Origin of the sequence: Pararhizobium sp. LjRoot255, from assembly GCF_964252905.1 — a bacterium.
Lineage (GTDB): Bacteria > Pseudomonadota > Alphaproteobacteria > Rhizobiales > Rhizobiaceae > Pararhizobium.
Map to the genome: position 1 here is coordinate 241,548 of NZ_CAXUPQ020000002.1, position 14,945 is coordinate 256,492.

The 14,945-nt window shown below is 54.4% G+C and carries 13 protein-coding genes and 1 pseudogene; 11 read left to right on the top strand and 3 right to left on the bottom strand.

The genetic code is table 11. The features are described from left to right. The first annotated feature begins 49 nt into the window (after nucleotides 1-49). Complete coding sequence (locus ACSQ2W_RS20145) at nucleotides 50-256, top strand: hypothetical protein (protein WP_436088017.1); 207 nt, start codon at nucleotides 50-52, stop codon at nucleotides 254-256. A 360-nt stretch (nucleotides 257-616) separates the two neighbouring features. After that, entirely contained in the window at nucleotides 617-1,000 is a 384-nt protein-coding gene (locus ACSQ2W_RS20150; RefSeq protein ID WP_436088018.1) for a hypothetical protein, read from the top strand. Between the two features lie 237 nt (nucleotides 1,001-1,237). On the opposite strand, the gene ACSQ2W_RS20155 is transcribed toward ACSQ2W_RS20150, so the two are convergent. Next, on the bottom strand, nucleotides 1,238-1,435 hold the full coding sequence (locus ACSQ2W_RS20155; protein ID WP_436083513.1) for a hypothetical protein: 198 nt from the start codon (nucleotides 1,433-1,435) through the stop codon (nucleotides 1,238-1,240). Between the two features lie 196 nt (nucleotides 1,436-1,631). Here ACSQ2W_RS20155 and rpsU point away from each other — a divergent pair, with 196 nt between their 5' ends. Continuing rightward, the gene (gene rpsU, locus ACSQ2W_RS20160; protein ID WP_436088019.1) at nucleotides 1,632-1,865 is read left to right on the top strand and encodes a 30S ribosomal protein S21; all 234 of its coding nucleotides are present in this window, start codon (nucleotides 1,632-1,634) and stop codon (nucleotides 1,863-1,865) included. A 472-nt stretch (nucleotides 1,866-2,337) separates the two neighbouring features. Here the strand turns inward: rpsU and ACSQ2W_RS20165 are convergent, their stop codons facing one another. After that, complete coding sequence (locus tag ACSQ2W_RS20165; RefSeq protein ID WP_436088020.1) at nucleotides 2,338-3,504, bottom strand: polysaccharide biosynthesis/export family protein; 1,167 nt, start codon at nucleotides 3,502-3,504, stop codon at nucleotides 2,338-2,340. Between the two features lie 359 nt (nucleotides 3,505-3,863). On the opposite strand from ACSQ2W_RS20165, the pseudogene ACSQ2W_RS20170 reads away from it, so the two are divergent. Continuing rightward, nucleotides 3,864-3,991: pseudogene (locus tag ACSQ2W_RS20170) on the top strand (IS5/IS1182 family transposase); the annotation flags it as partial. Between the two features lie 21 nt (nucleotides 3,992-4,012). On the opposite strand, the gene ACSQ2W_RS20175 reads toward ACSQ2W_RS20170, so the two are convergent. Beyond that, entirely contained in the window at nucleotides 4,013-6,214 is a 2,202-nt protein-coding gene (locus ACSQ2W_RS20175) for a glycosyltransferase family 2 protein (RefSeq protein ID WP_436088021.1), read from the bottom strand. On the opposite strand from ACSQ2W_RS20175, the gene rfbC reads away from it, so the two are divergent. The 7 genes from rfbC to ACSQ2W_RS20210 all read left to right on the top strand — a co-directional run bounded on the left by rfbC (nucleotide 6,189) and on the right by ACSQ2W_RS20210 (nucleotide 14,939). Then, entirely contained in the window at nucleotides 6,189-6,761 is a 573-nt protein-coding gene (gene rfbC, locus ACSQ2W_RS20180) for a dTDP-4-dehydrorhamnose 3,5-epimerase (RefSeq protein WP_436088022.1), read from the top strand. The genes ACSQ2W_RS20175 and rfbC overlap by 26 nt on opposite strands. 16 nt (nucleotides 6,762-6,777) lie before the next feature. Next, the gene (gene rfbD / locus ACSQ2W_RS20185) at nucleotides 6,778-7,683 is read left to right on the top strand and encodes a dTDP-4-dehydrorhamnose reductase (RefSeq protein ID WP_436088023.1); all 906 of its coding nucleotides are present in this window, start codon (nucleotides 6,778-6,780) and stop codon (nucleotides 7,681-7,683) included. Then, nucleotides 7,680-8,555, top strand: a complete 876-nt coding sequence (rfbA, locus tag ACSQ2W_RS20190; protein WP_436088024.1) for a glucose-1-phosphate thymidylyltransferase RfbA — start codon at nucleotides 7,680-7,682, stop codon at nucleotides 8,553-8,555. Before rfbD ends, rfbA begins: the two co-directional genes overlap by 4 nt. Nucleotides 8,556-8,630: 75 nt before the next feature. Further along, entirely contained in the window at nucleotides 8,631-12,221 is a 3,591-nt protein-coding gene (locus ACSQ2W_RS20195; protein ID WP_436088025.1) for a glycoside hydrolase family 99-like domain-containing protein, read from the top strand. Between the two features lie 112 nt (nucleotides 12,222-12,333). Continuing rightward, the gene (locus ACSQ2W_RS20200) at nucleotides 12,334-13,011 is read left to right on the top strand and encodes an ABC transporter permease (RefSeq protein ID WP_436088026.1); all 678 of its coding nucleotides are present in this window, start codon (nucleotides 12,334-12,336) and stop codon (nucleotides 13,009-13,011) included. Then, nucleotides 13,008-13,661, top strand: coding sequence for an ABC transporter ATP-binding protein (locus ACSQ2W_RS20205; RefSeq protein ID WP_436088027.1), 654 nt, complete (start codon nucleotides 13,008-13,010; stop codon nucleotides 13,659-13,661). The genes ACSQ2W_RS20200 and ACSQ2W_RS20205 overlap by 4 nt, the downstream gene beginning before the upstream one ends. Before the next feature lie 12 nt (nucleotides 13,662-13,673). Next, nucleotides 13,674-14,939, top strand: coding sequence for a hypothetical protein (locus ACSQ2W_RS20210; RefSeq protein WP_436088028.1), 1,266 nt, complete (start codon nucleotides 13,674-13,676; stop codon nucleotides 14,937-14,939). Nucleotides 14,940-14,945 lie beyond the last annotated feature (6 nt).

A 14,945-nucleotide genomic window follows, 5' to 3' on the forward strand; every position in this document is an offset into this window, starting at 1 on the left:
CGACAAGTTGGATATAAGCTAGTCGTCAAGACAAATCAGGAGAAAACGCGTGGAAACAACGGAGATTGGCAGTCGCAGCGATTTTGCACTTTGGGCTATTCAGCGCGCGCAGGAAATCGTGACGACTGAGGGTGCGTTCTTTGCGATAGCAGCACGTGATATGAACGAAGAGGCACTTGCCGCAACCGCCGCAAAGCTTGGGAAGGCAATCAGCGATGCGATGCTCGAGGTCTTTGACGGCCTGATTGCTGAATGAGTGCACCCGACAGACAAAGCTGCGGCCGGATTCGAATACTGGTCTGGCCCGATGTGCATTCGGCATGCGGCCTGACCATTTCCTTTTTCTGACAGGTTCTGTTGCCGCCATCTCACCGGCAATAGTGCCGCCCCTCGCCCCGACGCAAAATCCTCCTGAGCCGCAGGCGCAGTCAGCGAATAACCCGGCGATCATTTCTTGTGGGGCGAAAATAGGCTCGCTCCCCGTGGTGGCCGTTGCCCTTGTTCGCACATGTCCATGCGACGAGGTCTCTTGATCGACACCCGAAGGCGATCACACGCTGGCCACACTTTTACCGCACGCACTGACGAAAGCACCAGTTGGTGCGGGAATGGAGGCGTGGCAGTGGAAATCGCAACGGCCACGCCTATGTTCCAGCAGGCGAAACTGCAGCGCGAGGGTTACATGTCAGCTGAAATCAGGCGACGAGCGGCGGAGAATGCATTTCAACGGGCGCGTGAGGCTGGGCACGCCGTTGAACAGGACGACCGTTTCCATGCCTGGATCGAAGAATGGATCGCCGGGCACATCGAGATGCCGGAGGTTGCCAGGCGCTACCGCTCCCTTCTCAGCGAACGATCTGCCAAGCGGCAAGTCCGGGCCGCTGCTCCTGTGGTAGAAAACATCCAGGATCCGAGCGGACCGGCACCCGAACGGCCCTTTGACCTCGAAACCGAAATCAACCGGCTGATGGTCGAGGACCAGCAGACTCCGAAGGAGTGATTGTCCTACGGTAGCTGGCCGCGTCGATCGAAGCCCCAACCGGGCCAAACAGTGCCTCCCTGTGCAGGGCTGGGCCAAAGGGTTGGGTGCTAAAAGGCCCGCCGCATTCCGGCTGACGGTTTCGCTATCGGCAAGATGGCGAAGACCGTCAAGGAACATCTGTTGGAATGATTGGGTAAGCTGAACGGCTCACGACCATGCCCCGGTGACAACCCGCCGCGGCTCAGCAGCCGATCACTAATGCTTTTCTCTCGCCACCAGTGCATCGACCAGGCCGATTTGCGACCGGACGCCGCGTTTGTATTCGGCGATCAAGATCTTCGCCTCGTTGTCCGCTTTGCTTCGAGGCATATTGTTTTGGCTGCACCAGGCATCGAGAACAGTTTGCAGCAGTGTGATATCTTGTGGTGGTATGGCGGTGATAAAATGTTGCATCGGTATCCCTCCCAAGGACGACAACATCAGAGCTGTGCGTCGATCGTCTGTCGCGATCTTCAGCGATGCGACTTTAGTCTAATTAGCCGCTGCTGAATATCGCGAAAAATGATGGCGTCACCCGGCTAGCAAATTTCAGCGAAAGGGATAGATTGCGCCGGCCCTATTCAGGACTGCAAACGTCGAAAGGTTTCAAATGCAGGTATTGGTTCGCGACAACAATGTTGATCAGGCGCTTCGCGTGCTGAAGAAAAAGCTCCAGCGCGAGGGCGTCTTCCGCGAAATGCGTTTGCGGGAAGCCTATGAGAAGCCGTCAGTGAAAAAGGCGCGCCAGAAGTCCGAGGCGATCAGCCGTCAACGCAAGAACGTTCGAAAGCAGATGCAGCGCGAAGGCTTGTTGCCGGCGGCAAAAAAGAAGCCGGGCCGGTAGGTCGCCGTCTACGGCATCGTCTGCCTTTTCAGCCTACACGGCGATAACGCGACGGTGCCGAGCCTTGCGAGGGCGAGCGATACGCGCAGATGCCGGAGAACATCTGGCATCCAGCTTTCCTGAAGGCGGCGGCAGGGCCCCCGCCCCGAACATCGCGAGGCCGTCAGGGCACGGCTTTGATCCCGATGATATCGGCCTCGACATCATGACTGAACGCATCGGTCAAGTCGCCGCCGCGGGCCTTAATTAGGGCCAGGAACTGGGGTTAACGGAGTTTTGCGGTTGACGAAAGTCTGATTCATTCACCCGGAATGATTCGGGAGAATGTGCGCGCGGCTCGGAGGGTGGACGGGCCATTGTGGAAAGCCAGGCCCAATGGTCATGATCCAAGGCCTGCAATCCCTCAAAGCAATGCTGTCCGGTTGGAAACTCCGAACAATGTGTGAATCGCGTAGGGCAAAGCCGCGGATACTTATTTGCTCAAATCATTGATATTCGAAGCAAACGATGCACCTTGGGCAACAGGCGCCACGGTCGTGCTCACGAGCGTCGAGAACTTCCTGATTTCGGCGAGCGACGAATTGGCAATGTAGATCAGGTCACGGTTCTTGATTTTGAAGTTCTTCAGGATGAAGAAGCCGCTTGGGTCCTTCAAATCCACCTGATAGATGACATTGACCGTGCCGTCGCCATGCACGGACCGTGCGTTCGGGGCGAATGCACGGACGAGTTCGACCGGTTCCTGGCGATAGACGAAAACACCCTTGGCGTTTGCTCTTTCGTCGTTGAGGCCGCCAACCTTAGCCAGACCCTGGTTGAGATAGAGCTGTGACTCGTCGAACTGAACCGAGGCGTTGGCGTTCGCTGCTCCGAAAACGGTGAAACTCCGCGGCTGTCGGATAAGCGTGACGACATCGTTCGACTGAACGTAGATGTTTTCACGCGGGTCCGAAATGAGCTGCTCCATCGGGATGGTTTCGGTTTTCACACCACGTGTGATCTGCACGGCCAACTGATGCAACTCCATCCGCGGACCGCCTGCGGTCGCAATAATATCGAGCAGGCGCTCTCCACCGGGCGTCAGCGGAATACGGCCGCTCGCCGCAACCTCACCCGTCACGGTAACAGTGTTCGAGTTGTTCTTGACAACATTGACGAGCACCTGAGGCTCGACGGCCATCCTGCTCAAAGCCTTCTCAATCGTCACCTTGACGGCTTCAGGGCTCTGGCCAGCAACCTTAATGGTCCCTGCATACGGGACCGAGATCGTTCCATTTTCCGAAACAAGCTGGACGGGGATCTGAGCGCTCCCTTGCTGGCTGGAGCCAGCTGAGAACAGTCCATTTTCCGAGGCTTCCCATATCGACACGGTCACGGCATCGCCGACGCCGATGCGCGACGAGCTTTGCCGGCGTGCCGCACCGAATGCGGCCGATAACGGTCGCTCCTGCACGCGCGCAAGCGAATCTGCAACAGCCTGCGATACCGGTATCAGGACGTATGGGGTTTCTGCGGCCTTAGAGCCCGATTGAATGGTCCCAGCACTTGGCCCAGAACTCGGCAGGCCGGTGCAGGAGGACAACACCAAAAGCGACGATGCTGTACCTGACAGGAGTAAAAATCGGATAAGAGGTCGCATTCACTTCAACTTTCAGCCTTGATCGCCAAGGTGTCTCACGGGATTTCGCCAGCATGACTAGCTTAGCGAGGGCTGCCGATCAAGAGCGCATCCCCGTTCCTTTCTGGATCAGAATTATGTCAAAGAGTTTAAGGAACCCACTAATGCTAATCGGCAACACTTCCCCGATATCCAGCACCTCAGTCTGAGAGTCGGTATCGAAAAGACATCAAAAGGCCCTGTTGCAAAAACTTGAAAATTGCGCGATCTGGCGTGGATTTTTTGCGGCAGCATTTTCAATGGACGATTTCAAGTGGCGGCATTTTCGCGGAGGGCGTGATCCTGTGGGCCGTGCTTTGGTACTGCAAATGAGCGAACCTTTGCTCGGCAGATGCAGGAGAGACTGGCTAAGGACTTCGAAAAATCAATCGCCTCAGCCGAGGACTGGATCATGATCGTTCACGTTCGAATGCTCACCAGGCGGCTCGTAAGGTACTATATTTATTGATGTCTTTTCGAATCCGACTCTTTAGAAGGGCCGGGGCATTCGTTCGCCGGCCCTTTCGCTTGCCTCAGTTTTGTCTTCGTCTTCGTGCCGGACAGGCAGTTGCAGTTCCCGGAGCCTTGGCGAAAGGTCGCGTGGCGCAGCATCAAGCACGTGGTCGCCGGCAGTCAGTGAAAGATTGGGATTGTAAAACGGATCCGCCAGCAATGCGCTGCCCCAGCGTTCATGCATGTGTTTTTCTTCAGCCGCAAAACGCGCCAGTTTCTCCGGCGTATCGTCGGCGCCGCGCGACACAGATTCGTGGTGGAACAGCCGCGCATGCGGTGTCCACATGATGCCCTTCCCGATCGCCCGCAGTTTCAGACAATAATCGACATCGTTGAAGGCAACGACAAGACCTTCCTCGTCCATGCCGCCCACCTGCAACCAAAGGCTTCGACGCGTCAGCAGGCAGGCTGCGGTCACCGCGCTCATCTCCTGTCTTTGCTGCATCAGGCCGAAATCTTCGCCCGCATCAGGATGCCGGAAGTGAAACGTGTGCCGGGCTACCGATCCGGCGCCGAGCGTGACTCCTGCATGCTGGGCGTAACCACTCGGGAACAGCAACAGGGCTCCGGCGGCACCAATGCGGGGGTCATCCAGTTCTGCCACCAGTTGATCGAGCCATCCGGGTCCGATCGGATCGATATCGTTGTTGAGAAGGAGGACCAACTCGTGGCGCGCATGTTCCACGCCCAGATTGGAAGCCTTGGAAAAGTTGAACGAACCGGGCAGCGGCAGCCGGCGGAAACGATGGTCTTCTGCATAGGATGCGAAGAGCGCCTCTGTTTCCGGCTCGCGGCTTTCGTTGTCGATGACGATCACGTCGAGGTCGTCCGCGCGGGTGGTGCGGAACAGCGCCTCAATGCAAGCGGAAAGCAGTTCGGCCCGGTCGCGCGTCGGAATAATGACGCTGACTTTGGTCTGCGTGCGGGGATTTTTCGGTTTTGATGGAGTGGCCGGGCGTCGGGCTGTGCTGCGCTGTATCAGCACGCGCGGTACATGGACGATTTGTCCATGCCGGGATGCGGCAATCAGGAGCATGCCCGGTTCGATTCCATGCAGGTCGGGGATGTCTTGCAGAGCGTCCAATCGGATGAGTGCTCCGTCCGGCGCCAGCCAGCCGGTCTCGGCAAGCGGCGGATTCCATGCGGGCTTGAAGAAAGGCGCGAAACGCCGGCCATGGGCGTCGATCTGGTCTTCGTCACAATAGGCGGCGGCAAGCGTCGGATCATCCAGCAGGGGCCGCATCATCTGGGCGATCGCAGTCTCGCCCATCTGCATGCCGGCAGGAAGTCGCATCCAGTAAGCCGAACCTTGGAACTCCGCTCCGATTGCGGGCAGCTCTTCGGCCGGAACTTCCCGGACATCTGCATAGGACTGTTGCGCAAGCGACCGGCGGGTTGCCTCGATCTGAACCGTATTGCCGCCACTGATGGAGACAAATACAGGCGGCGGTGCCGTGTCGCGGGTAAAAAAACCGGGAGATATGGTCAGCTGTGTTTCTGCCTGAGCTTTCATCCAGGCTGAATAGGAGGGCGCGTTGAGAGCTTCGTAAAGCCGGGCGAAACGGTATTCGAACCCCTTGACGTTCCCGCCGAGACGAAGCTTAAGGGCGCGAAACGCCGTGAGCGGAGCCCTGAGCGCACCGAGTATCGCCAGCCTGGCGCGGGATATCCGCTGTACTTTAACTTTGGGTCTTCTCCCCGATATCGCCGCTGCCCGGCCAGGTGCAATTGTAAGTCGACAGAAGCCGTTCGGTGCCCAGGTGTAAAAGCGTCCACGTCCCTGGTCGTCGAGAAGTATATGGCGAATGAGAACGGCTGGAACACGGTCCTGCCTGTGAAGACAAATTCTTGCGACGCGCCCCAATACCTTGTCCGGGTCCGTTATTTCCACGATGATCGGACAATCCAAAAGACGGCTGGCTGCGTCGGCATCAAGCACAACAAAAGGGTCGCAAGCTTCCAGGGTCATGCAGAACTGTTTCCGACCTTCTTTACCCGCCAGCCAGGGGCAGCCACCTGCGCGCAAGGACGCGGATGTCAATGCCAAGCGGGCGCATGTCTGGCATAATTGGTTACCTACGGCAATCGAGACTGGACCAATTTCAGTCGTTCGTGCTAACCTTGCCGTTAACAATTCTGAACAAGGTGGACTTATGTCATTGAAAGTGTTGCTGATCAACCCGAAGCGTTTCGGTGATGATCGCGGATGGTTTAGCGAAGTCTACAACAAAAATAAATTCTCGGAAGTTGGCATTACGGATGAATTTGTGCAGGACAATCATTCTCTCTCCGTTCCCGTCGGAACGTTGAGAGGCTTGCATTTCCAGACTCCTCCCCATGCTCAGGCCAAGCTGGTTCGTTGCATTCGCGGAAAGATTTTTGATGTCGCAGTGGACGTGAGGCGCAATTCCCCGACCTTTGGCAAGTGGGTGGGCGCAGAGCTGTCAGCTGAGAATGGTCGGCAGCTTTATATTCCGGTTGGTTTTGCCCACGGTTTCGTAACGCTGGAGCCTTCGACGGAAGTAACCTACAAGGTGACGGATTTTTATGCGGCCGCCAATGATGGTGGCATCGCCTGGAACGATCCTGAGGTTAACATCGACTGGCCGCTGCCCGCAGGTGTCAAGCCGCTCCTTAGCCCCAAGGATGAGAAGCAGCCGCAGTTGTCGGACTTCGACAGTCCATTCGACTATGACGGCACGCCGCTCACTCTTTTGGAAATTTGAGAGGGCGCACTCTATCATGCGGATACTCGTCACAGGTGCGACCGGTCAGGTCGGCCGGGAACTTTGTCTTTATACCTGGCCGGAAGGCACTGAAATCGTTGCTGCAACGCGCAACGAGCTCGATCTTGCGGATGCCGATGCGATCGAGGCTTTCATCGGCAATGGCGGCTTCGATGCCGTTATCAATCCGGCAGCCTATACCGCCGTCGACAAGGCGGAAAACGATCTCACAACCGCCTGGAAGATCAATGCGCTTGCTGTCGCAGCAATGGCGGCCGCGACCCGTAAGGCCGGCATTCCGCTGCTTCACGTTTCCACCGACTATGTCTTCGATGGAACGAAGGCAGGGGCTTACAGCGAGGATGATCCGATTGATCCTGTCGGCGTCTATGGGGCCTCTAAGGCGGCTGGTGAACTGGCCGTTCGCACGGGGAATCAGCGTCACCTGATCCTGCGGACGTCCTGGGTTTTTTCCGCCCACGGCAACAACTTTGTGAAAACCATGCTGAGGCTTGCCGCGGACCGTCCGTTTCTGCGCGTCGTGGACGACCAGCACGGTTGCCCGACTGCGGCGCGCGATATCGCCGCTACGCTGGCGACGATCGCATTGCGGATGATTGCCGATCCCCAGGCGCCGGCGGGAACCTATCATTTCTCGAACGAAGGCCCGGTGACGTGGTGCGGGTTCGCGCGCGAAATCTTCCGTCAGCGTGCGGCCGGCGGTTATGCGGCGCCGGATGTCGAGGGCATCACGACGGCGGATTACCCCACGCCGGCCAAGCGTCCGGCCAATTCCGTGCTGAATGTCGGAAAACTCGTAAGAGATTATGCCATACGGCCACGGTCATGGACGGAGGCACTCACTGAAACGCTGGCCGAACTCGACCAGAGAAGAACCATTTCTGCGGAGAGCATTTCATGAAGGGCATCATTCTTGCCGGCGGCTCGGGTACACGGCTTCATCCGGCGACACTGGCCGTGAACAAGCAGCTTATTCCGGTATACGACAAGCCGATGATCTATTATCCTTTGTCGGCTCTGATGCTGGCGCATATCCGTGATATCCTGATCATCTCTTCTCCCGAGTACATCGAAAGCTACAAGCGTCTTTTCGACGACGGTTCGCGCTGGGGCCTGAACATGACTTATGCCGAGCAGCCGAGCCCGGATGGCCTTGCGCAAGCCTTTACCATCGGCGCCGATTTCATTGGCAGCGACGATGTCGCGTTGGTTCTGGGTGACAATATCTTTTTCGGAGCAGGTATCAGCACCCTTCTGGCCAATGCGCGAGAGCGAAAGAACGGTGCGACGGTTTTTGCCTATGAGGTGGACGATCCGGAGCGGTACGGCGTTGTCGAGCTCGATGCATCGGGCAAGGCACTTTCGCTGGAAGAGAAGCCGGCAAAGCCAAAATCCAGCATGGCGGTAACCGGCCTTTATTTTTACGATAACAAGGTGGTCAACTATGCCCGCGATTTGAAGCCGTCGGCGCGCGGCGAATACGAGATCACCGATATCAACCGGATCTACATGGAAGAAGGCACTCTCTTCGTCGAGCGCATGTCGCGCGGCTATGCCTGGCTGGATACCGGCACCCATGACAGCCTGCTCGAGGCGTCGGAGTTTGTTCGCACCATTCAGCATCGTCAGGGCACCAGCGTGGCCTGCATCGAGGAAATCGCCTATCTCAACGGCTGGATTTCCCGCGACAAGCTGATCGAATATGGAAAGCTTTTTTCCAAGACCGCCTATGGCAAGTATCTGCTAAAACTGGCGGACGATAAAATCGCCTAGCGACCTGTGGTGTGCCGAGGCAATCCCTGCGTCTTAGACCGTTAAAACAAGATCTGATCCTGGAGTTTCGACCAAGTGGCTTCGACATTAAAAACCGTAGCTGAACTATGGCACCCTGCCATGTTCTGGATGCCTGAGATAACGGTTGTGTCGGCCTGGCCGGAGCATATTCCTTTCGCCTTCTGGCTGACGGCGATGCACCGCCCGCGCAAGTTCGTGGAACTCGGAACGCACGCAGGCGCTTCCTATTTCGCGTTCTGCCAGGCGATAGAAAGGCTAAATCTGTCTACTGCCGCCTATGCTATCGATACGTGGCAGGGCGATGAGCACGCAGGCCATTATGGTGAGGACATCTTCCAAAGTGTGTCAGACACGAATAGCCGCAAGTATATGTCTTTCTCGACCCTGGTCCGTTCCACGTTCGATGATGCGTGTTCATACTTTGAAGACGGCGGCATCGACCTTCTTCATATCGACGGGCTTCATACTTACGACGCCGTGAAACACGATTTCGAAACATGGCTGCCGCTCCTGTCAGACCGGGCGATCGTGCTTTTCCACGATACCAATGTGCGTCGCGACAACTTCGGTGTCTTCAAGTTTTTCGAAGAGGTTGCCGAAAAATATCCATCTTTCAAGTTCAATCACGGCCATGGCCTTGGCGTACTTGGGGTTGGCGAAAACCAGAATGAAAGCCTGCAGGCGTTCTTCAGAATGGCGAACGACGACGATGCGTCAGCGACACTCCGTCTGACTTTTTCGACGTTGGGAGTAATGTGTTCGCAAAAATGGCAGCTCAAGCACTTAGGGGATGTCTGTGCTATCGCACATACGGAAATCAGGGCCAACGAGGCGGAAAAAAGCAGCTTAAGAACGCAGGTGGCAGAATTCCAAGCGGAAGCTCAGTCCTTGAGGGCACACTTGACCTCAGTTGACCAACATCGAGCACACCTCGAGTCTGTGATTGGTGAAAGTAACATTGAAAAGAATGATTTGGCCGCACGCGCGGCTGATCTTGGTGCTGAATCAGATATGTTGCGGAAACGTTTGACTGAAATCGACGAAGAAAAGAGTCAGTTGCAAGAAGTGCTCGGTGAGCGCGATGTACTATTAACGGAACTTAGAAATAAGCTTGAGGCTGAGGCCGCCAATCGAGAGCGTTTGGAAGTATCACTCGAATCAGCATCCAAAGAGAGAGAGCAGTTGTTTAAAGGTAAAGTTGCCGCTACCAAGGTAAGTCTTCTATCAAAGATGGTTTCCCGGATTAAATACGGAAAACCAAACCCGGCTTTTGATGCCGAGTGGTACCTGTCCGTGTATGAGGATGTAAGCGCAAAAAAAGTAGACCCTTGGGGGCACTTTATGCGCTTTGGCATCAAAGAGGGCCGTCGCCCCCACCCCCTTTTTGAGGATAATTGGTACAAGGAGAGCTACCCGGACGTCGTTGGCAGCAGATTTCTGCCTTTTGAACACTATCACCGATTTGGCCAGAAAGAGAACCGCGCGCCTTATTTTGACGAGGCATGGTATATCCGCGCTTATCCGGATGTTGTGAGCAGCGGCCTATCCGCAGCGATGCATTATCAGCTTTACGGCCGGAATGAAGGCAGGGAGCCCTTTAAAGGCTTTAACTCCAAAGCTGAAAAAGTCAGCGCTTTGACGCAGTTAAAAAGCGATTTATCAATACAAAGCATTTATGAAGATGAATACAATTTGCGAAGCTACACGGCAGATGATGGTAGATTTTACCATGAGTATGCCGGGATGGCTGTAGACCCTATCGGGGATGTCCACTTTGACATTAAAACCATAGCGTTCTATTTGCCTCAGATGCACCCAATTCCCGAGAACGATCTCTGGTGGGGCAAAGGGTTTACGGAATGGGTCAATGTTTCCAAGGCGATTCCTCGCTTTGTCGGGCATTACCAGCCAAGGCTGCCGGGTGAACTGGGTTCCTATGATCTCCGTTGCCTGGAGACCATGCAGCGGCAGGTGGAACTGGCGAAGATCTATGGCCTTTACGCTTTTTGTTTTTATTATTACTGGTTTGATGGCAAGAGACTGCTTGAACGTCCTTTGAACATGTTCGCGGAAAACAAGTCTCTCGACATCAATTTCTGTATATGCTGGGCGAATGAAAACTGGACCCGCCGGTGGGATGGCCTTGAATCAGATATCCTGATAGCTCAAAATCACTCGGAAGAAGATTGTGAAGCTGTTTTTCAGGATTGGTTGCCATACATTTCTGATGAGCGCTACATCAGAGTAGACGGCAAGCCTCTTCTTCTCATCTACCGCCCTGATTTGATCCCGGATTTTGCTCGTATGAGTGATATGTGGAGAAAGCGCGCATTTGAATCCGGCTTGACTGGTTTGCACATTCTTGGTGTGTCGGCATTTGGTAACGTGGCGTCGAGCGTGAGTGGCGTTGATGGAACTTACGATTTCCCACCGCACGGGGTCCACGCGCCGCAGGTTGGCGGCGGACCAAGGCTGGACAAAAATGCGACAACAACAGCCTTCTCATATCAGGGGGCTGTCGAAAATATCGAGAATAAGTATCTTGCTCCAGTCTCTGAAGGTAATCTGGTTCATCCCGCAGCACTGGTTGGCTGGGATACCGAACCAAGAAAACCTGGCCGGGGCGACGTGTTCGTAGGGACCTCGCCTACTCTGTTTCGGCGCTGGCTCAAGGCGGCGTTTCAACGTGCGGGACGCGGCCAAAACGCGGACTCCCGTTTCGTGTTTGTGAATGCTTGGAATGAATGGGCGGAAGGAGCGTATCTGGAGCCAGATCGTCGTCACGGTTATGGCTATCTGACGGCGCTGCGTAGCGTCGTTCGCGAATTCGGCATCGACAGCACCGAAATACAGAACATTTGTAATGAGCATAATGCACTGGCACAACCGCCGCAGGAAAAGGTCGTTATGTTGCACCTTTTCTACTATGATCTTGTAGATGAGTTTGCTGGCTTTCTGAGTGATGTCCGACAATCTAAAGGGTTGGATCTTGTCGTAAGCTTTCCGGAGCTTTGGTCCGCCGATGAGGTGCGTACCGCGTTGGACAAATTGAATCCGAGAAAGGCCTTTATCGCGGAAAATTGTGGGCGAGATGTGTATCCCTTCCTCAAGGTCGGGCAACTCATAAAAGATGACGGCTACAAATACGCGTGTAAAATTCACTCGAAAAAATCTACCCACAGGATCGACGGGGCGATTTGGAGAAAGAACCTGCTGGACGGCCTTCTGTCAAAACAGGCCATAAATCAGCTAAAGAAGGGCTTCTTCCACAAAGAGAGAATGGGTATGGCAGCGCCAGAGGACTCCTATCTGCCGCTGAGTGTTGAAAAATACGTTGATGGCAACATTGCTCCGCTGAACTTGCTCACAAAGCGTTTTGACATCTCAGGCGGTTATAGAACCGGAGAGTTTATCGCCGGAACAATGTTCTGGTTCGACTTCGACACGTTGAAGCCAATTTTCGAATCTAATCTCACAACTGATGATTTTGGAATCGATATGGGCCAAGTGGATGGATCTCTCGCGCATGCTTTTGAGCGGTTTTTCACCGTATACGCGAAAGGACAGGGAAAAGACTTTTTCAAGCTCAAGTCTAGCCTAATTTCTTTCGATGTTAATTTCGACGTTAATCAAGACAAGAAGTGATAAATACGTCAATCGAAAGGGCGCCATGCTGCAAAATAAACTAAATATTATTGGCGCCCTTATGCTTCGAGATATGAGAACTCGCTTCGGGCGCTCGCATCTTGGATATATCATGGCGATCATGTGGCCTTTCAGCCATTTGGTCATCATGGCGTCAACAATGGCTTATGGGCGCCGCTTTGTTAACATGGGGGGCGACCCCGTCGTATTTGCCGTTACCGGAATTTTGCCATACATCCTGTGTCTTTATCCTGCCAGAATGATGGGGCAGGCGATCGAGGTAAATCGTGCACTGCTCTTTTTTCCGGTCGTCCGGGCAATAGACATAATGGTGTCTCGAGCACTGATCGAGCTGTTTACGGCTTCTGTGGTTGTTGTTTTGCTCTTTTTCTCGGCTTTTCTGCTCCGTATAGACCTCGTTCCAGCAAATAAATATGCGCTTGTTTCCGGCATTTTGGTGACCGTTTTTCTCGCTATATCCTTTGGGTTTTTTAATAATATTGCATCATCGATATTTAAGATGTGGCATATCATATTTGTGCTGTCTGTTATTATAATGTATTTTACGTCAGGTGTAATATTGAATGTTACTCTGATGCCTTACGAGATCCAGACAATTATATCATATAATCCACTTTTCCAGAGTGTAGAGTGGTTGCGCTCAGCCTATTATGAAGACCATTATTCAGAATTTTTGTCGAAGACATATCTTGTCAAAGTTTCCGCAGTAGTTTTTTTTCTAGGCCTACTGGGTGAACGCTTTCTGCGCGGAAAGCTTCTGTCGTCATGATAAGACTTTCGGAGGTTTTCAAGTATTTTCGGACCAAGAGCGGAACGAAGATCATTCTTGATCACGTTTCAATGAATTTTCGGGCCGGTACCTCCTATGGAATTCTTGGCATCAATGGCGCCGGCAAGTCGACAACGATGCGAATGCTCGCCGGCACAGAACTGCCGAATGCAGGCCGCATAAAGCGCTCAGGGCGCGTATCGTGGCCTCTTGGTTTCGCAGGCGGGCTGCATCCGTTGATGACCGGTAGGGAGAATGTACGGTTCGTCGCCCGGATTTACGGCCAAGATCCGAGGAAAACGGTTGCTTTTGTGGAAGACTTCGCCGAGATCGGCGCGTATATGGACGAGCCATACAAGAACTACTCCTCCGGTATGGCGCAAAGGCTGGCGTTTGGTCTTTCCATGGCGATTGACTTCGAATGCTATCTAATTGACGAAGTGACAGCCGTTGGTGATGCGCGCTTCCAAGCGCGGTGCAACGAGGAGTTTGCGAACCGCCGAGCCCGTTCGGATATCATAATGATATCTCATTCGATGGATACCATTCGGAGTTATTGTAGCAGGGTTGTCGTTCTTGCGCATGGTATCATGTATGAGTACTCGAATGTCGACGATGCCATCGAGCTTTATAATAAGTTGAACGAGTAGGCTGCTGAAATTATGGACAGCGTAGCAACGTCGGCGGGCGGCGCACTCAGGGAAATGAAGTCTATTTCCCGGTCAAGAGCAATTTCCATCGAGTTGCGCCGCGTCGCGCGGACAGCTCGAACTCCGCGTCCTGTTGCCAGCGGTGGCGGTGGATTTCGTGCGCGACGTACCGATCTGTTTTACAGAAGATTTTTTATTGGAAGTTTCATTTGTCTCTTTGTGCTGCCGGTTGTAGTCGGCGCGGTGTATTTCTTTGTTTTGGCTACTGACCAGTACGTATCGGAGGCGCGCTTTTCTGTGAGTTCCGGGCAGCAGAACGGATTGGAGGCCCTTGCGGGTCTTTCGTCTATCCTCGGCGGGAGTCAGTCGAGCGACGGTGCAATCATTGCCCAGTATGTGAAAAGTCGAAGCATTATCGAGGAACTGGAGAAGACTTTTGATCTTCGACGTATGTTCAGGCCGGGCACATGGGATGTTCTCGCAGAGGCACCCAAGAATATGTCGATGGAGAAGTTTGTTAATTACTGGAATGGTCAGATAAAATTGAGTGCTGAACAGAGCAGCGGCCTTGTCACCTTGCAAGTGCGGACGTTTTCTCCGCAGGACAGCCTGGCGCTGGCAAAGGAAATCGTCCGGATCTCGGAAACGATGGTCAATCGCCTGACACGTCGCAACGACGAGAATTCTTTGCAGGAAGCCGCCCGTGAGCTGGATCTTTCCAAGAAGCGACTTGAGGATGCGGTGACCGCCATGCGGGACGCGCGCATCGCTGCGGGGGTTCTCGATGTCGAGCTTGCGGCGAACAGCTATTCCGAATTGTTGACCCAACTCAACATCGAGCTGTCAAAGATAGAGACGCAGATCGAGACGAACCGGAACAATGATGTGGCGACGCCGCAACTTACTTCGCTGAAAGCGCGTGCCGATGCCTTGCGAGGGCAGATTGCCACCTACGAAAACCGCATGGCCGGCCGTCCGGCCGGAGACAAGGACGGCAGCACCCTTGCCGCCCAGGCAAGCGTGCTGACTGACAGGCAGATGGGCTTGACCATCGCGCAGAACGAATACAAGCTTGCGGTGGCTGCCTATGAAAGCGCCCGACTGACGATCGAGCGGCAACGCTCCTACCTGATGGTCTATGTGCAGCCGACGTTGCCGGAGCAATCGCTTTATCCGCAGCGCGGGCTCATGTGGACCGCCGTGATATTCCTGTCTTTTCTGGCGTGGGCGCTTGTGGCCGGTATCGCCATCCTTGTGCGCGACAACACGGCGTCGTAAGAGCTC